Genomic DNA, 17,171 nt, shown 5'->3' with positions numbered 1-17,171 from the left:
ATGCCACAGCATTTTCCAGATTTACCTCCGTTGGTTCCACAACGTGGTACAGCTTATAGTCGTGCATTGTGTAAAAAACTTTTTCTCGGCCAAGGTTGGACAGTTGTTGGTGAAATTCCCAATTTACCTAAAGCGGTTGCCATTATCTCGCCGCATACGTCCAATATTGATGGTTGGTATGGTTTTTTAGCTATCGGTGGCTTGGGCTTAAAAATTACGGTTTTAGGTAAAGATACTTTGTTTAAACCAGCTTTGAAGCCACTTTTAAATTGGGCAGGACTCATACCTGTTCATCGTGATAGTGCTCATGGTTTGACTGAACAAGTCGTTGCCACGATTCATGCGCACGATAAAATCTGGATCGGGATGGCGCCCGAAGGTACGCGTAAAAAAGCAGAGAAAATGAAAAGTGGTTTCTATCATATCGCCCATGCCGCTGGGATTCCCATCGTCATGTTTGCTTTTGATTACGACCATAAAACCATTTACTGCTTAGGTGCTTTTACCCCAACAGGTCACTATCAACAAGACTTGGAGCATATCATGCAACGTTATGTCGGGCACTTCTCACCCAAGAACCCAGATTGGCTGGCAGAACCCTTACAAAAACTTGTGAAAAAAAACTAGAAAGTTAAGGGCAAATCTGCTCTGATGTGCCCATCTTTTTGTACATTTTATCTGCACCTGATATGAAAATTGCTCGACTGTCTTGCTTGGCTGTTTTAAGTCTCGCTTTATTTGGTTGTGATCAAACAGCAAAGAAAACACCTCAAACTACGGCGATTAAAGCACGTGAACCTGTCATTGCACTCGCGTTGGGTGGTGGTGGCGCCAAAGGCTTTGCCCATATTGGCGTAATCAAGGTGTTAGAGTCGCATGGCATTAAAGCTAAAATCGTGACGGGCACTAGTGCGGGGAGCTTCGTGGGCAGTATTTATGCCAGTGGTCAAACCCCTTATCAAATGCAGAATCTGGCGTTAAAACTGCAAGAATCTGATCTACGTGATTTAACTTTAAACAGTCAAGGTATTATCCTCGGCCAAAAGCTACAAAATTATGTGAATACACAAGTGGGCAATAAGCCGATTGAACAATTCCCAATTCGTTTTGCTGCGGTCGCAACGCGTTTAGATAGTGGTAAAAAAGCAGAGTTTATTAAAGGTAATGCAGGTCAAGCCGTACGTGCTTCTTGTAGTATTCCCAATGTGTTTGTGCCTGCGGTGATCGGCAATACCAAATATGTAGATGGTGGTCTTGTCAGCCCAATTCCTGTCAAAACAGCCAAAGATATGGGGGCCGATATTGTGATTGCAGTAGATATCTCTGCACGTCCAGTCGGTGGCAAACCTTTAAGCATGTGGGGCTTATTGGACCAAACCATTAATATTATGGGCCAACAAAGTATCAATGAGGAGCTCAATCAAGCCACTGTCGTGATTCAACCTAAAGTGGGTCATCTCGGTGCACTTGATCTTAAATCAAGTAATGAAGCAATTTTGGAAGGTGAGAAAGCGGCTCAAGCCAAGATCACTGCGATTCGAAATGCGATTACTACGTTTAAAAACTCCCCTGCTGCCCTTAAGCCTGCGCCAAAGTCTAAATTCTAAAAATCCTCCTCAAGGGCTGTTGATCTGCATAACGACTTGCAATCCAAGCAAGATTTCTCATGACCATCAGCCCCAAATTCTAAAAAAACAATCTTTGTATATTCATCAAGATAATGATCTGCTAGAGTGCTAAAGGTGAATATTTTTTCACCTCCACTCCGTTTAATGATGCGAGCAAATCTATGGAATTTGTAGTTGAACCTTGGCACTGGTTTGTATTAGGGATTTTACTGATTCTTTCAGAGTTAATTTTGCCTGCTTTTGCTGCATTATGGTTTGGCATAGCAGCCGTCATGGTCTGTATTTTACTGTGGCTTTTCCCGATGATGGGCTTTACCACCCAAGTGATTACTTGGGGAATTTTATCTATTTTATGCACGATTCTTTGGTTCAAATTTATCAAACCGCTCTCCATTGATAAAACCAAAGCAGGACTCCCTCGTGAAGCAACCATTGGTCAAGTCGGTATGGTGATCCAGACTGGTCTTGAACATGGACAAATCATTGTACGCTTCTCGATGCCTGTTTTAGGTTCTGATGAATGGAATTGTCGTTGTACCGTACCTGTACAAGTCGGCGATCGCGTTCGCGTGGTTGATATTTTGGGTAATGATTTAGTCGTTCAACCGCATAGCACGTCATAAACACAAAAGAGGGTTTTCAATGTCTGTCGGTACTATTGTTGTTTTAGCTTTTTTAGCTTTTATTGCTATAACCATCTTTAAAGGGGTTCGTATTGTTCCCCAAGGTTATAAATGGATTGTGCAACGTTTAGGTAAATACCATACCACGTTGAATCCTGGTCTCAATTTCGTGATTCCATATGTAGACGAAGTTGCTTATAAAATTACCACCAAAGATATTGTTTTGGATATTCCTTCACAAGAAGTAATTACCCGAGACAATGCCGTACTGGTGATGAATGCCGTCGCTTATATCAACCTGACAACACCAGAAAAAGCGGTGTACGGGATTGAAAACTATACATGGGCAATTCAAAACCTTGTTCAAACCTCACTCCGTTCAATTGTGGGTGAAATGGACTTGGATGATGCGCTTTCTTCACGTGATCATATCAAAGCGAAGTTAAAAGCAGCCATTTCTGATGATATTTCAGATTGGGGGATTACCCTGAAAACGGTTGAAATTCAAGATATTCAGCCATCTCCAACCATGCAAGCGGCCATGGAAGCGCAAGCAGCAGCTGAACGTCAACGTCGTGCGACGGTGACCAAAGCAGATGGTGAAAAACAGGCCGCGATTTTAGAAGCAGATGGTCGTTTAGAAGCTTCGCGTCGTGATGCAGAAGCACAGGTAGTCCTTGCTGAATCTTCACAACGTGCGATTGAAATGGTTACCACTGCCGTAGGTGATAAAGAGATCCCTGTTGCTTACTTACTCGGTGAGCAATATGTGAAAGCGATGCAGGATCTTTCTAAATCAAGCAACGCAAAAACTGTGGTACTTCCAGCTGATGTACTCAATGCTATTCGTGGAATTATGGGTAAACACTAAGCCCTGTTTCCAACCAAAAATAAAGCAGCGTTATCGCTGCTTTATTTTTTATACATTCTGAATCCGTTTTCGATCTTTAACAGGGAGTTTCCCTACCACCAAATCATATGAATCTTTAATCAGATCTTGCAGTAAATCAGCTGTAATTTCATGACCACTGGCTATCGAGATCCAGTGTTTCTTATTCATGTGATAACCTGCCGAAATAGAGGGATATAGTTCCTGATATTCCAAGCTTTTCTCTGGTTTGCATTTAATCGTCACCAACAACTTACCCGAATAAGCCCCAATCAACATGAATACCTTGTCAAAGACCTTAAAGACCTCACAGTCTGGACCAAAAGGTTGTGACTGGATAGAAAAAGCCAGTTGTTGTCCATATTCAAGCGCACATTGTTCTAATTGATCGTCATTCATAAAGCGATGCTCTGTTGTTATTTCTATGGATCATCTATTTATCTTAGATTCACTTTTATATTAAAACAATGATTTATAAACTGCTTAAATCTATTCTGCTGATTGTATTAAGGTATATAGCTACTCCCAAAAAAAGACCATACAAGGATGGTCTTTTATAACATTCAATCATTGATCAAAGCTGACCAAAGATTAACTTTTACGTGCCAGTAAAAACTGTGAAATCTCAACCAACTCTTTGGCATCATCACCAAAATAAGCCAAGGCTTCAAAGGCTTGATCATGTAACGTTTGTGCATAGGCCTGTGCTTGCGCTAAGCCCATCAACGACGGGTAAGTTGATTTCTGAACTTGCTCATCTTTACCCGCAGTCTTGCCTAAAGTCTCAGTGCTTGCAGTCACATCCAGAATGTCATCTTGCACTTGGAAGGCTAAACCAATCGTTTGCCCAAATTGGCGTAATTTAGGAATTGCTTGATCCGTCCCATTAAAAATGGTCACTGCGCCCATCATAATCGCCGCTTGAATTAAAGCACCTGTTTTATTGCGGTGAATATTTTCCAATTCAGTTTGATCAACTTGTTTTCCTTCCCCTTCAGCCTGTAAATCTAATACCTGACCACAAACCATTCTTGAACTTGCTGTTGCTAAGATTTGCACTTGTTTTAAGACAATGGCCGCTTCAGTTCCTTGCCCCTGTTCATCAAACAAACGGCTGCCTAATATTTCAAAAGCCATCGACTGCAAAATATCACCAGCCAATAAGGCAGTATCTTCACCAAATGCGACATGGCAAGTGGGTTGTCCACGACGTAGTAAATCATTGTCCATGCATGGTAAATCATCATGTGCCAACGAATAACAGTGAATCAATTCAACTGCAACTGCGGCACGGCGCGCTGCGGCAAAGTTGTGATTCGGCTGTAATGACGCTGCTGCATAACAGAGTGCAGGACGAACCCGTTTACCACCTAACATCACGGTATGATGAACGGCTGCTTTTAAAGGCTCTGGAATTGAAAATGCAGCCAATGCTGTCAATAAATCTTGTTGAATACGTTGTTGAGCTTGTTTTAGAACATCCGCATTAACTTGAGAGATAGATGACACAGTTGTTGCCTCAGGAAATCTGAATGGAAGAGTAAAATGACAAGACTTGTCAGAATCGCCACATCATAACATTATTTATCTCATGAAATTGTGTTTGTATTTTTAATAGCCCCAAAATAATAAGGCCTTCAAATGAAGGCCTTAGCAAGAAAATTCAAAAAAAATTAGAAGCTATCACCTGGCACACGCACCCAACCTTCCATCAGCACACGTGCGCTACGACTCATGATGGCTTTTTTCACAGACCATTTACCATCAATCAATTCAGCTTGAGCACCGACACGCAAAGTCCCTGATGGATGACCGAAACGAACGGCTTCACGCTCACCGCCGCCAGCTGCTAAATTCACCAAAGTTCCCGGAATAGCGGCTGCTGTACCAATCGCAACTGCTGCCGTTCCCATCATGGCATGATGTAATTTACCCATCGACAAAGCGCGAACCAATAAATCCACATCACTAGTCTCAACGGGTTTACCACTTGATGAGGTATAGCTCTTTGGCTGTGATACAAAAGCAATTTTAGGCGTATGCTGACGTGCTGCTGCTTCCGAAATATCTTTAATCAAACCCATCTGCACTGCACCATAGGCACGGATTTTTTCAAAACGTGCTAAAGCTGCTGCATCACTATTAATATGCTCTTGTAACTCAGTTCCCTGATAACCAATATCTTCGGCATTGAGAAAAATCGTTGGAATCCCAGCATTAATAAACGTTGCTTGGAATGTACCAACTTCAGGAATAGTCAATTGATCGACCACATTTCCTGTCGGGAACATATCCCCGCCTTCTTCACCATCATCAGCTGGGTCTAAAAATTCAATTTGCACTTCGGCAGCAGGAAAGGTCACGCCATCCAGCTCAAAATCACCAGTTTCCTGTACTTGCCCATTGGTCACAGGAACATGTGCAATGATGGTTTTTTGAATATTCTTCTGCCAAATCCGTACCGTGCAAATGCCATTCTCAGGAACACGCGATGCATCGACCAAACCATTTGAAATCGCAAAGGAACCCACTGCAGCAGTTAAATTACCGCAGTTCCCACTCCAGTCAACAAACGGTTGGTCAATCGATACTTGCCCAAATAAATAATCAACGTCGTGTTCTGGCTCCGAACTTTTTGCCAAAATGACGGTTTTACTGGTGCTTGAAGTCGCCCCACCCATTCCATCAATCTGCTTGCCATAAGGATCTGGACTACCAATCACACGCAGAAGAAGTTGATCACGTGCTTTGCCTGCTACTTGTGCCGCTTCAGGTAAATCATCCAGTTTGAAAAATACACCTTTACTTGTGCCACCACGCATATAGGTTGCTGGGACTTTAATTTGCGGTACTGAGCTCATGTCAATGTCTTCCTTTTATCGTGTTCTTGGTGCAGATAAATTTTGAATCTAAAGGTACTGCACTGCCATCAAAAATACCATACGACCAATTGTTTTGGGATTGGTCATAATGCCTAGAATCTGTGCATTTTAGTGAGTAGATTTCAAGGCTTTGATCATGGTAGAAATAGTGATCCATCCGTCGGGAAAAACAGGGACATTTTTCAACTGTATAAAATTACAGCATATTTCATTTTAATATTCATATAAATATAAGATTTTAAATAACTTTTAAAAACAACTTTCCAGTCATAGCATCACTGTACTTTTACTAGGCGAAAATCTTTCAATCTATTAGAATAATCCAGTTAATTCCTCGTCGAGCTCAGTCCTTTGAACAACGATTCTTCTCAACTTCAGCGTGGACTAAAAAACCGCCATATCCAACTCATCGCGATGGGTGGAGCAATTGGTACGGGCTTATTTTTAGGTTCTGCGCAAATTATTCAGTCTGCTGGACCATCTATTATTTTGGGGTATGCAATTGGCGGCTTGATTGTTTTTCTCATCATGCGTCATTTAGGTGAAATGATTGTCGAAGAGCCTGTTGCAGGTTCATTTAGTCATTTTGCCTATAAGTATTGGGGCAAATTTCCAGGCTTTATCACAGGCTGGAACTATTGGGTGCTCTACATCCTTGTGGCAATGACTGAGTTAACGGCGGTAGGTAAATATATTAATTACTGGTGGCCTCAAATCCCCGCTTGGCAGTCTGTATTATTTTTCTTTGTCGTGATTACAGCAGTAAACCTGACCAATGTTAAATTCTATGGTGAATCAGAGTTCTGGTTAGCGATCATCAAGGTCACTGCCGTGGTTGCCATGATCTTGTTTGGTTTATTCCTGCTCTTCACTGCCGATGCAAATTCAACAGCTTCATTTAGCAACCTCTGGTCACATGGCGGCTTTTTCCCGCATGGTTTTGATGGCCTGTTCTATATGTTGGCTTTCTTGATGTTTGCTTTTGGTGGCATTGAACTGATTGGTATGGCCGCAGCAGAAGCCAAGGATCCAAAGACCACCATTCCTAAAGCGATTAACCAAGTTGTTATTCGTATTCTGATTTTCTACGTGGGCTCACTGACCATTCTATTGTCGCTGGTGCCTTGGAACCAATTGGACTTAGGTGGCTTAGATAAAAGTCCATTCGTGATGATTTTCAGTCAGATGGGTATTGCTTGGGCAGCACATCTACTTAACTTTATTATTCTGACAGCAGCATTATCGGTTTATAACAGTGGTATGTATGCCAACAGCCGTATGGTGTTCGGTCTAGCCCAACAAGGTAATGCGCCGAAAGTATTTACCAAAACCAATAAACAAGGTGTCCCTGTTCCAGCGGTACTCCTCTCGGCTTTCCTGATTTTTGGCTGCGTATTACTCAACTACTTTGTGCCTGAAGATGCCTTAGGTCATTTGATGTATGTGGTCGTGGGTGCGCTGGTTTTAAACTGGGCCATGATCAGCTTGACCCATTTAAAATATAGAAGTCATATCAAAAAAGCTCAAATTAAAACCTCTTATCCTGCTTTATGGTCTCCATTTAGTAACTATTTGGTACTAGGTTTTATTGCTGTAGTGCTTTACATCATGTGGCAACAAGGCTTTAAAGAATCTGTACTGATGATTCCGATCTGGATCGTCGCCATGTTTATTTTCTATAGGTTTTTAAATCGCAAAACTGAACATTAACAGTTGATCGGTTTCATTAAAAAGTGATTACTGATCGTTTAAAGCTCAGTAATAAAAAAGGAATCTGATCAAGATTCCTTTTTTAAATACTTACCCAAAAAACCAATGTTTCAAATCTCAATTATTTATCCAGATTAAAAATATAATCAAAAGCTGACTTTAAAGCCCTAGTTTTATCATTAACGTTATAAGATCCTTTCCACACTACATTACTATGATATAAATCATTGCCATTTACATCTTGTCTTGCTCTAAATTTATAACCTGTAAATAATGCTATTGTTTTCACCCCAAGTGCACCAGAAAGGTCTAACAAAGTATTAGCTGGAGAAATAATATAATCTAAGGAAGAAATTAAGGCAGAAGTATTATCAAAGTCATCTTTGAGATTTATATTTAAATTTTCTACATGCTCAACATCTTCTTGATAGTCAAAAGATAAGTTTACAAATATGGCTTGATCTGAATATTGACTAATGAAATCCAACCATAAAGGATATTCAAATCTATTAGATAATCTATCATAAGATTTAATATGGGTCCCTTGACAGATCCCAATTATCAACTTACCTTTTGCTAAATTCTCAATCCTATTTAGCCAGTATTTTTTTAAATCCTTATTAACAATTAACTCTTTATCTCTTACAGAAAAAGGAGAAACTTTGTTATAAAAATCTAAAACAGGACATACTTCAAACGTGCCCTCATCCAAAGATTCACTGTCTACGAAATTTATGTTATCAAAAGTCTCTTTCAAAAAATGATGTATACGTCTATCACATAAAATTAAAAAATCATTATTTTTATTATTCGCTAATTTAAAAAAAATTTTTGACTGTCTTATTTGGTCACCTACCCCACCCTCCAAAATAAAAACTTTATTTAACATTTTATTATTGGATACTAAAAAATGCCTACCATTAATCACATACTTCTGAGAACTAGTCCTTTTAATCAACATAGGCCAAGCTTTTTCATACTCGTGTTTATCTATAGTTTTTAAAAAAAGTTCATTAGAATATTCTTCATCATTTGAAAAAAAACTATCAGATACTTCGCTCAATGCTCCAAACTCGAGTTTAAAATTACAAATCGCCTTAAAATGATGTTTATTATCATAATTTAGATTTGGTAATAGTTTTTCAGCTTCAGCATACCGCCCTAAAGCATAAAGAGAAATAAAACGATTAAAAAACGAACCATCATTTTTAATATAATCAACTGAGTTTGTTTTCAAGAAAACTTCATACTCATTATTTTTTAATAACTGACTAGATTTAAGCAATCTAACATTCGATTCTCTCAATACATTCTTATATAAACTATCATAATATCTCTCAATAGTATTAACCTCCACACCTTCAAAGTAAAAGCATAATTTATCATTATTAATACTATTATTAGACAATACAAAATCCCGAATCTTTAGAAAAGAATCTTCATGAAAAGTTTCTTTCATCCAATGGTTAAAATCTTCAAAAATTTTATTATTGTTCCTAGTAAATTTAATTACATTCTCAATATGAGATTTTTTTTGACAAATTGGAATTTTAATTTTTGAAAATTGAATTAAACCTAGCGCTTTATGCGTATTCATCGGTAATATGACAAAAGGCTTTGATGCTAAGCCTGCCGCATAGATACCATGATATCGGCCACAAATAATCATTGATGCAGTCTTAAAGTTAGCAACTACATTTTTCCATGTTTTAGCATATTCTGAACCTACAAATGGGTAAAATGCTACTGGTTCGCTCACTGAATGTATCTTATGCAATAAAGGTATAGTCAATGACTCGACATCTGGATGATAATCTGTAAAAACGACTGCACCCTTTAAATCTCTAGAAGTACTTAAAGAGAAATCGGCTTTTATAAAATCATCTAAAGCCAACCTACAAGGAATATTCTTATTTAGAAGAAATTTATAAGTAATGATTTCTCTAGTTACAATATCTGAGCAATTTAACAGTACATCATCAAAATTAAAAAACAAACTATCTAAGGTTAGGTTTAATAAAAAAACTGGTTTATTATTTTTTATAGAAAACTCAGCCAACGAAAGTAAATGACAACCTTTATCATGATGTATCGTTCCCTCCCCATTAATAACCACAAAATCATGATTATAAATTTCCTTCGCCATTTCACTATTATAAATATACTTAAGCGAATCTTCTCGATTACCCTTCCAATACTCTTTCAATTCAATTGCATTATATGAAGTAACATCAACACCTATACTATTCAAATTTTTAAAATGGGCATAAGTTACGGCCAAACAACCTATATGTGGAATCGTAGCTGTCAAATTCAAATAAAGGCACTTCACTACATTACGCTCCATATTGTAAAATTATTTTAAATTTAAAAATATTAGTAATATATTCATTTAAATTTTAACTTTAAAGAAAAATACTATTTATATTCTTATATTGATAACTCATTGATGGTTAAAATTATACTTTTTTTATCATATCAATGTAAGATTTCAATGCTCTATGAATCAATTTCTGTTTTACTTCCTATATAGCTATAGCAAATAACAATAATTGTTAAAACTTGCAACTGATCGGTTTCATTAAAAAGTGATTGCTTCTGCAATCACTTTTTTGTTTATAATCATAAAATTATGCGCTTATAGCTTAACTGGATAGAGCAGTTGCCTCCTAAGCGACCGACGTGGGTTCGAGTCCCGCTGAGCGCATAACCCATCAGCATTTTAGTTATATTGCAGCAGCACATCGAGCTGTTAAATATCCCAATTCTTTTCGATGGCAGTAATTTGGCTATAGACACTTTGGCACTCTGCCTGTTTCACCGTGCACCAAAGATCAACAAAGGCTTTGCCTAGATATTCTGTTAAACATGTATTGCCTTTCAATAAGCTCAGTGCTTGCATTTGCTCAGTCGGCAAGAACACATGCTCACTTTTCAGTTTTAACTGATGCGCTTGCTTTGGAATATCTAATCCATGTGTTAGACCATGCAATGTGCCTATCAAAATAGTAGCGACAGCCAAATAAGGATTACAATCTGCTCCTGCCACGCGGTATTCCAGTCGCTGATTTTCTTGATCTGAACATGGAATTCGAATCGCCACATTACGATTATTGAGTCCCCAATTGGCTTCGAGTGGCACATGATTGCCAAGTTTAAAACGTCTAAAAGAGTTCAGATTAGGCGCTAAAATCGCCATTGAATCAGGCATCAATAACAGTAATCCACTCACCGCCTTTAATAAATTATCAGAGATTTTTTCTTGCGCCGAACTAAAAAGATTCTGCTGCTTTTGATCTAAAAGACTCATATGAAAGTGCATACCACTCCCCGCCTTATGCATATCAGGCTTGGCAAGAAAGTTTGCACGTAGTCCATGTTTATTCGCAATCTGCTTAATGCTTCTTTTCAGCAACATAATCTGGTCACATAAGGTCAAGAGATCCGTTGTATGTTGCAGATTAATCTCATACTGACCTGAAGATGATTCAGAAACGATTCCTGTAATTTGAATGCGCTGTCGTTTTGCGACTGCTTCGATCTCATTTAGAATATTTTGGTAATGATCGGAGGTATTAATATCAAAACATTGGCTCATCGTTTCTTCAATTTCATCAGCCTCACTTAAAGGGTGTAGATAGAACTCGACTTCGGCAGCAATACAAGGAAAGTAACTTTTATCATGAAGTTGAGAGAGGATTCTTTTCAACATATTGCGAGGTTCAAATACGCAATCTTGCTGATGATCATCCTTCATGCTGAGCAGTAGCTGAGCTGTTGTTTCTGGCTCAAGTGCATGTGGTTTCAATGTCCCTAAAATAGGTTCACATAAATGATCAGGTTCTCCGATATATTTTCCAAGTCCTGTCTCTTCAATCACTTTGCCATCCAGACTCATGGCATAAATCGACAATGGAAAATAACAACCTTTACTCAGATTTTTGAGGCAACCGACATCAATACGTTTACCGCGTAAATGCCCATTTAAGTCACATAGATAAATATCGACGTGTTGGGTTTGTGGATAGTGTTTTAAATAGGTTTCGACTTCTTCTATAAATAAATTCTTTATCGTATGTACATCAACATCATGTTTCTGCATTGCGGTATCAAGATACTTTTTAAGTGCAGAAGGATGATTGATCTCAACAAGTACAGCACTCATAGCTGAAAGCTCAAGTTATATGGATAAATTCAGCTTAGTTGAGACCCCAATAGAAGTAACGTAAACAGTGCGTAAATTTATTGCTGTACCGAATAAATTCTATATAAATCTGCGGAAAAATAAAAAGCCCATATAGATGAGCTTTTTATTTTCGTCGACAGTTACTGGATTTTGCCTTCAATCAGTTGCTGGTTTAGCAAAGTTTTTGCTTGTGATTGAAGTTGTTCTGCTTTGACTGCTTTCCCTGCAACAGACTCAGCTTGATCATTAAAATAGCTAAAATGAGACTTCTCATTTTTCGCTGCAAATTTTAACGCCACAATTTGATTCTGGTTAAATGCATTATTCCATGCCCCTCTGACCGCACTCCAATACGCTGCATTGGTCTTCCAATAATCATAAGCCGCTTTGAAATCATAGCCTTCAACTTTATTGTACTGGTTAACACCGAGTTCACGAGCCAGTGCGGTATTGGTTTTGCTATCAAATTTAATATTATCTTGCTCATGTACCCAACCTGTCGCTGTGAGTGCATGTCGATTGATCCCTATAATCACGTCATAATCATTACGCGTCGTATGTTCACGGCGTGGCAATGGGCGATAAGTTTCATTGGATACCCATTCAACAACACCGTTGTCTTTGCTCCATTTGCCTAAACCAGCATAACGGGGTGAATCATCAACTTGCCATACGGTTTGTAGCCATTTACCATTGCTTTCAGCTTTTTTTAGATCAATGCTTTTCCAGCGATAGTCACCAATATAGCTCCACATTTTAGTAGGTTCATATTCCCAATCTTGACGCCAGTGTTTCACCACTTGCCCACCCGCAACCAAGATATGCTGTAATGACACTTTGTTCGGTGTATTTTCTATGACAATAACGGTTTCATGGCCACTGGATAAATCATCATCTTTGAGTTCATAACCTTGTTTGAGTGAATAGAGCTCTTCAAAACGGAAATCGACTTTGTATTCCCCAGCCATTTTTAAAATCGCTTGGCGGGCCTGTTCTTGTGTCAAATCCTCATGTAAAGATTGCTGCTGTAATGCCTCAGCTAATTTTATTGGCTGTTGTGCAGCATTTACACTTGTCATCCCCATAACAAATGCCGTAACCAAAACATAAGACAGCTTAAGTTTCATAAAAAAATCTCAATTCAACACTAAATTACTGATTCAAATAGATAAAACAACTTTTCAAACTCCAGTTGTATGTATCTTTTTGAAATAAACCTGTAAGGCATTGTAAATTATTGTGAGAATGATTACCATTTATATTATGGAATAATTTTCATTGCGATCAACTATTGTGAATATGCTGTCTCCTCAATTTTCGTCTAAACCTAATTTTTTATTTGCTTCTCTTTTAGCAGCAGGTTTAATTTCTCCATCAGCTTATGCAATCGAGCAAACAACTGATTTAAATGCAAAAGCACCACTTCATCTGCTTGATACCATCGTGGTAACAGGAACACGTTCAGAAAAAAAATTAATCGATAGTCCTATCCGAACTGAAATTATCAGTGAAGATGAACTGAAACGAACCAATGCTTTAACCTTAAAAGATGCTTTGGAAAACATCCCAGGGATTCTGCTCAGAGAAATTCATGGCAAATCAGGCTATGAAATTTCACTACAAGGCCTAAGTAGTGACCAAGTGCTGATTTTGATTGATGGCTTACCGCTTGCTGCCAGCACCAGTTCTACTGTTGATTTGGATCAATATTTAATTGGTGGCATTGAACATATTGAAGTGATTAAAGGCGCTGCATCTGCACAATATGGTTCATCTGCGATGGGTGGTGTGATTAATATCATTACCAAGAAAGTTCAAGAGGGTGTCTCGATTACAGGACAAATCGATATTGGCTCATATGGCAAACAAAATGCGGATGGAAAAAGCACGTCCATCAACAATCACCATCAGAAAATCAGTATTGAAGCCGCAAATGCAAACTTGAAAGGCCGAATTATTGCAGATCAATTCAGTAATGATGGATTTGCAGTAGAACCTGAGAACTATGCACAACAAGGTGATGAACAGAAACGCCAACAATATGCGGTTTATGGTGCATGGCAACCCTCAGAGCAATTTATGCTTTGGGCAGATTTCAATGAATATAAAGAAAAAGATCATCAACGCAGCTTAAATTTTGTTCCACCTTTTTATTTAAAACAATACAAAATTGAAGATATTGAACGTCAACGCTTTAGCGCAGGATCTCAATTCAATCTCTTGGATACAGCCAAAGTTGATCTAAAAGCAGTCCATGAAACTTATGACTCTACTTCTACTCAAACTTTAGATGGTTATCTATCTGCATTGAGAAACTCAAAACAAGAAAATAATCATTTCAGCTCACAACTCACATTCCCTAAATGGCATAAGCAAAACTGGCAGTTGGGCTATGACTGGCATGAAGAAAAACTAGAGCAGAGCAACAATGGTAAATTTGAGATGCAGGGTGGCAGTGTTAAACGTGATCGCCATGAATTCTATGTGCAGAATGATTTTAATTTAGCCACAAATCTTGATGTGGTCATGGGTTGGCGTTTCCAAAATGATGATGATTTTGGTGACCACAATGCCTTTAAACTCAGCACTAAATACCGCTTTTACGAGCAAAATGATCTCTTGGCAGATCTACGCTTAAGCTATGGTCAGGGCTACCGTGTTCCTAATCTCAAAGAACGTTTTTATTCTTTTGATCATAGTCACTTAGGCTATATCGTGATTGGTAATCCGAATCTAAAACCAGAGTCATCGGATAGCTATCAACTGGGATTAAGCCTGGTTCAAAATGATCGCTGGAATGCCGACTTCAACCTGTTCTGGAATGATGTTCAAGACCTCATTCAAACAGACTTTGACAATGCCACAACACTGAATGGTATTACTCAATATAGCTATAGCAACGTTGCCAAGGCTGAAACCAAAGGCTTTGAAAGTTCAGTTAAATGGAATCTGACACCCTATCTTTCGCTCAATGGTGCCTATACCTATACCGAAGCCAAAGATAAAACCACAAATACACTTCTAACACGACGCCCAAAACATATCGCACGTTTAGGGGCTGATTATGCCTTGAATGATCAGCTAGACCTGACCCTACGTAGTCGTTACCAAAGCGATGAATACGGGGACAGTGCTAACCAAATGCAATCACCGAGCTGGATCACTTTTGACTCACAAGTTGATTATCGCATCAACAAATATATCAGTGCTTTCGCAGGCATCGACAATATGTTCAATGAACAACGTAATTTCTCTAGCGCAGTAGATTACCGACCGATTGCAGGACGATATACCTACATGGGGCTGCGCTTTAACTGGAATAGCAATCTGAAATAATCTTTAAAGGATCACTCAATAATGTCACATTTAAATTTAGCTAAATTATTTGCCCTAAGTACTTTAAGTACCCTGCTCATCGCCTGTGGTGGTGGAAGTGATGGCTCATCTTCAAATAATGGTGGCTCAACCAATCCCCCTACAACACAGACAGATCTCTTTACAGTCAAAGCTAAAGAATGGTCTTTTCAAGGAAATACTACTGAAGCCCAATGCTATGATATTGATCTTCAACAAGCAGTTAACTGCTCTGGTACGGATTGGGATATCAAAGCAGTAATGAATCGTGGCACACCAACTTTTTCGAGTAATGGGGGTGCAAGTGGGAATGGTAAAGCAGCTGTTCTTTATTCACCATTTGATGCAACGTGGGCTAACTTATCCAAGCTAATTGATGCAAATAAACAAGGAAATGATGCGATTCCTGCATCGGCATGGTCTCAAGATGCATATAGCAATGGATTTACCGCAACAACAGGTTATAGCTTTTTAGAATATAATTTGTTTGGCGATCATCGTATGTCACCAAATTTTAAAATCTATTTTGTTACCACAGATACGAGCAATAAAGCTACAATAGGCACAGAAGATAAACCTGTATATGCCGTACAAATTTATAATTATTATAATCAATCAGGTGCATCAGGTTATATCAGTATTCGCTATATCGATACACGATACCCAGATGTTGTTAAAACCATTGAGAATGTTGATGCAACAAATGGTTGGGCCTATTTAGATCTAAAATCAGGTGTTGCAACAAATGCCGCAACGAATTCATGGCAAGTTGCTTTCAATCGCTATAATGTCCAAACCAATACAAATATTGGCAGTACTATTGGTTTACAGCCTACTGGTTTTTATGATGCAGATAGTAAACCGATTATCAATAAATTTAAATCAGCCACGGTTTTTGTAGATACTTTAGCTGAACTTAAAGAAGTACCAACAACAGTAAAACAAGTAAATAGTTGGACGAATAATGGTGTTAAGTCATTACTCAATCCAGCCTATAAAGGCGCATACGGTAGAGAACCACTTAACTATGGCTGGTATAATTACTATTCAAGTGATACCTTAGCTGCACCAGTTGGTTTAAAAGCGCATATGCTTAAAGCAAATCCTGAAGCCGCATCTCTTATTCGTGGTAATACAGGCAATAGCTATGCACGTCTACATCTGAAAGATGTCAAATATGCAGATCCAAGTAATGCTTCAAGTGCAACCACATGGACTTTTGAGCTAGATATCCAACCGGCCAAATAAGCCATAAAAAACGGAGCAATGCTCCGTTTTTTTTAAAAATTCATTCAGGCCAGATATCAATCAATCAATTGAACTGGCTTTATACGTCTAATTCTAATTGCCAACTCTTTCAGTGCATAATTGACTGATACCACTAGCATAAAACCAATCACAAAAGAACCAATCACATCAAATGGGAAGTGAACACCAACAAAAACTCTCGATAGGCCGACGATCACAGCACACAATAACCCAATTACACCAATCTTTTTAAAACCGGCCATCCAATAAGAAAATCCAATGATCACAACCGTGATGGTATGTTGACTTGGGAAGGATGAAGTTGAACCATGGCCAATTAACTTATGACCTAAGTCGATTTGAAATGGGCGAGGATGATGATAAAAGAATTCAATGATGTCACTGAGCAGTAAAGAAAACAGCACAATCACTAAAGTTTTGGCAAATAAAAGATGATATGTTTTCCATTGGATAACCAATAAAAATACCAGAAAACTGATCAGTACCGTATTTAAATCCTCCGCTAAAAAAATTGCGGCCTTGTCTAATGCGGTATGCTCCTTTGCAAAAGAATTTATACTATTAAACAAAGAGATATTTAAATCTTTAAAAATCATTTCCTTTTCTATCCACACTATCCATGAAGATCAA

14 protein-coding genes and 1 tRNA gene are annotated in these 17,171 nt (G+C 38.4%); 8 read left to right on the top strand and 7 right to left on the bottom strand.

What is annotated here, in order from left to right; genetic code table 11:
* The 4 genes from A7P55_RS04675 to A7P55_RS04660 all read left to right on the top strand — a co-directional run bounded on the left by A7P55_RS04675 (window position 1) and on the right by A7P55_RS04660 (window position 3,122).
* Window positions 1–627: a 1-acyl-sn-glycerol-3-phosphate acyltransferase gene (locus A7P55_RS04675; protein ID WP_016162744.1), complete on the top strand. Its 627-nt coding sequence runs from the start codon at window positions 1–3 to the stop codon at window positions 625–627.
* Between the two features lie 62 nt (window positions 628–689).
* The gene (locus A7P55_RS04670; RefSeq protein WP_171551348.1) at window positions 690–1,607 is read left to right on the top strand and encodes a patatin-like phospholipase family protein; all 918 of its coding nucleotides are present in this window, start codon (window positions 690–692) and stop codon (window positions 1,605–1,607) included.
* A 182-nt stretch (window positions 1,608–1,789) separates the two neighbouring features.
* Window positions 1,790–2,251, top strand: a complete 462-nt coding sequence (locus tag A7P55_RS04665) for an NfeD family protein (protein WP_004803047.1) — start codon at window positions 1,790–1,792, stop codon at window positions 2,249–2,251.
* Window positions 2,252–2,270: 19 nt separating this feature from the next.
* The gene (locus A7P55_RS04660; protein ID WP_171551269.1) at window positions 2,271–3,122 is read left to right on the top strand and encodes an SPFH domain-containing protein; all 852 of its coding nucleotides are present in this window, start codon (window positions 2,271–2,273) and stop codon (window positions 3,120–3,122) included.
* A 48-nt stretch (window positions 3,123–3,170) separates the two neighbouring features.
* Here the strand turns inward: A7P55_RS04660 and A7P55_RS04655 are convergent, their stop codons facing one another.
* From A7P55_RS04655 to prpF, 3 genes are all read right to left on the bottom strand, one after another.
* Window positions 3,171–3,539, bottom strand: a complete 369-nt coding sequence (locus A7P55_RS04655) for an MmcQ/YjbR family DNA-binding protein (protein ID WP_171551268.1) — start codon at window positions 3,537–3,539, stop codon at window positions 3,171–3,173.
* Window positions 3,540–3,731: 192 nt separating this feature from the next.
* The gene (locus tag A7P55_RS04650) at window positions 3,732–4,649 is read right to left on the bottom strand and encodes a farnesyl diphosphate synthase (protein ID WP_171551267.1); all 918 of its coding nucleotides are present in this window, start codon (window positions 4,647–4,649) and stop codon (window positions 3,732–3,734) included.
* 164 nt (window positions 4,650–4,813) lie between these two features.
* Entirely contained in the window at window positions 4,814–6,001 is a 1,188-nt protein-coding gene (prpF, locus tag A7P55_RS04645; RefSeq protein ID WP_171551266.1) for a 2-methylaconitate cis-trans isomerase PrpF, read from the bottom strand.
* A gap of 372 nt (window positions 6,002–6,373) precedes the next feature.
* On the opposite strand from prpF, the gene A7P55_RS04640 reads away from it, so the two are divergent.
* The gene (locus A7P55_RS04640; RefSeq protein ID WP_171551265.1) at window positions 6,374–7,732 is read left to right on the top strand and encodes an amino acid permease; all 1,359 of its coding nucleotides are present in this window, start codon (window positions 6,374–6,376) and stop codon (window positions 7,730–7,732) included.
* Between the two features lie 121 nt (window positions 7,733–7,853).
* On the opposite strand, the gene A7P55_RS04635 is transcribed toward A7P55_RS04640, so the two are convergent.
* On the bottom strand, window positions 7,854–10,049 hold the full coding sequence (locus A7P55_RS04635) for a polysaccharide pyruvyl transferase family protein (protein WP_171551264.1): 2,196 nt from the start codon (window positions 10,047–10,049) through the stop codon (window positions 7,854–7,856).
* A gap of 317 nt (window positions 10,050–10,366) precedes the next feature.
* Between A7P55_RS04635 and A7P55_RS04630 the strand changes: the two genes are divergently transcribed.
* Window positions 10,367–10,439, top strand: a tRNA-Arg gene (locus A7P55_RS04630).
* Between the two features lie 45 nt (window positions 10,440–10,484).
* Here A7P55_RS04630 and A7P55_RS04625 read toward each other — a convergent pair.
* Entirely contained in the window at window positions 10,485–11,897 is a 1,413-nt protein-coding gene (locus tag A7P55_RS04625) for a glutamine synthetase family protein (protein WP_171551263.1), read from the bottom strand.
* Window positions 11,898–12,058: 161 nt separating this feature from the next.
* Entirely contained in the window at window positions 12,059–13,045 is a 987-nt protein-coding gene (locus tag A7P55_RS04620) for a DUF6607 family protein (protein WP_171551262.1), read from the bottom strand.
* Between the two features lie 151 nt (window positions 13,046–13,196).
* Here A7P55_RS04620 and A7P55_RS04615 point away from each other — a divergent pair, with 151 nt between their 5' ends.
* Both A7P55_RS04615 and A7P55_RS04610 read left to right on the top strand, forming a co-directional pair.
* Complete coding sequence (locus A7P55_RS04615) at window positions 13,197–15,254, top strand: TonB-dependent receptor (protein WP_171551261.1); 2,058 nt, start codon at window positions 13,197–13,199, stop codon at window positions 15,252–15,254.
* A 21-nt stretch (window positions 15,255–15,275) separates the two neighbouring features.
* Window positions 15,276–16,520 (top strand): HmuY family protein, encoded by a 1,245-nt coding sequence (locus tag A7P55_RS04610; protein WP_171551260.1) that lies wholly within the window; start codon window positions 15,276–15,278, stop codon window positions 16,518–16,520.
* 56 nt (window positions 16,521–16,576) lie between these two features.
* On the opposite strand, the gene A7P55_RS04605 is transcribed toward A7P55_RS04610, so the two are convergent.
* Complete coding sequence (locus A7P55_RS04605; RefSeq protein WP_171551259.1) at window positions 16,577–17,137, bottom strand: undecaprenyl-diphosphatase; 561 nt, start codon at window positions 17,135–17,137, stop codon at window positions 16,577–16,579.
* Between the last annotated feature and the right edge of the window lie 34 nt (window positions 17,138–17,171).

It is taken from the genome of Acinetobacter sp. Ac_5812, assembly GCF_013072695.1.
GTDB lineage: Bacteria > Pseudomonadota > Gammaproteobacteria > Pseudomonadales > Moraxellaceae > Acinetobacter.
This window is presented reverse-complemented; position numbering and strand designations above follow the sequence as displayed.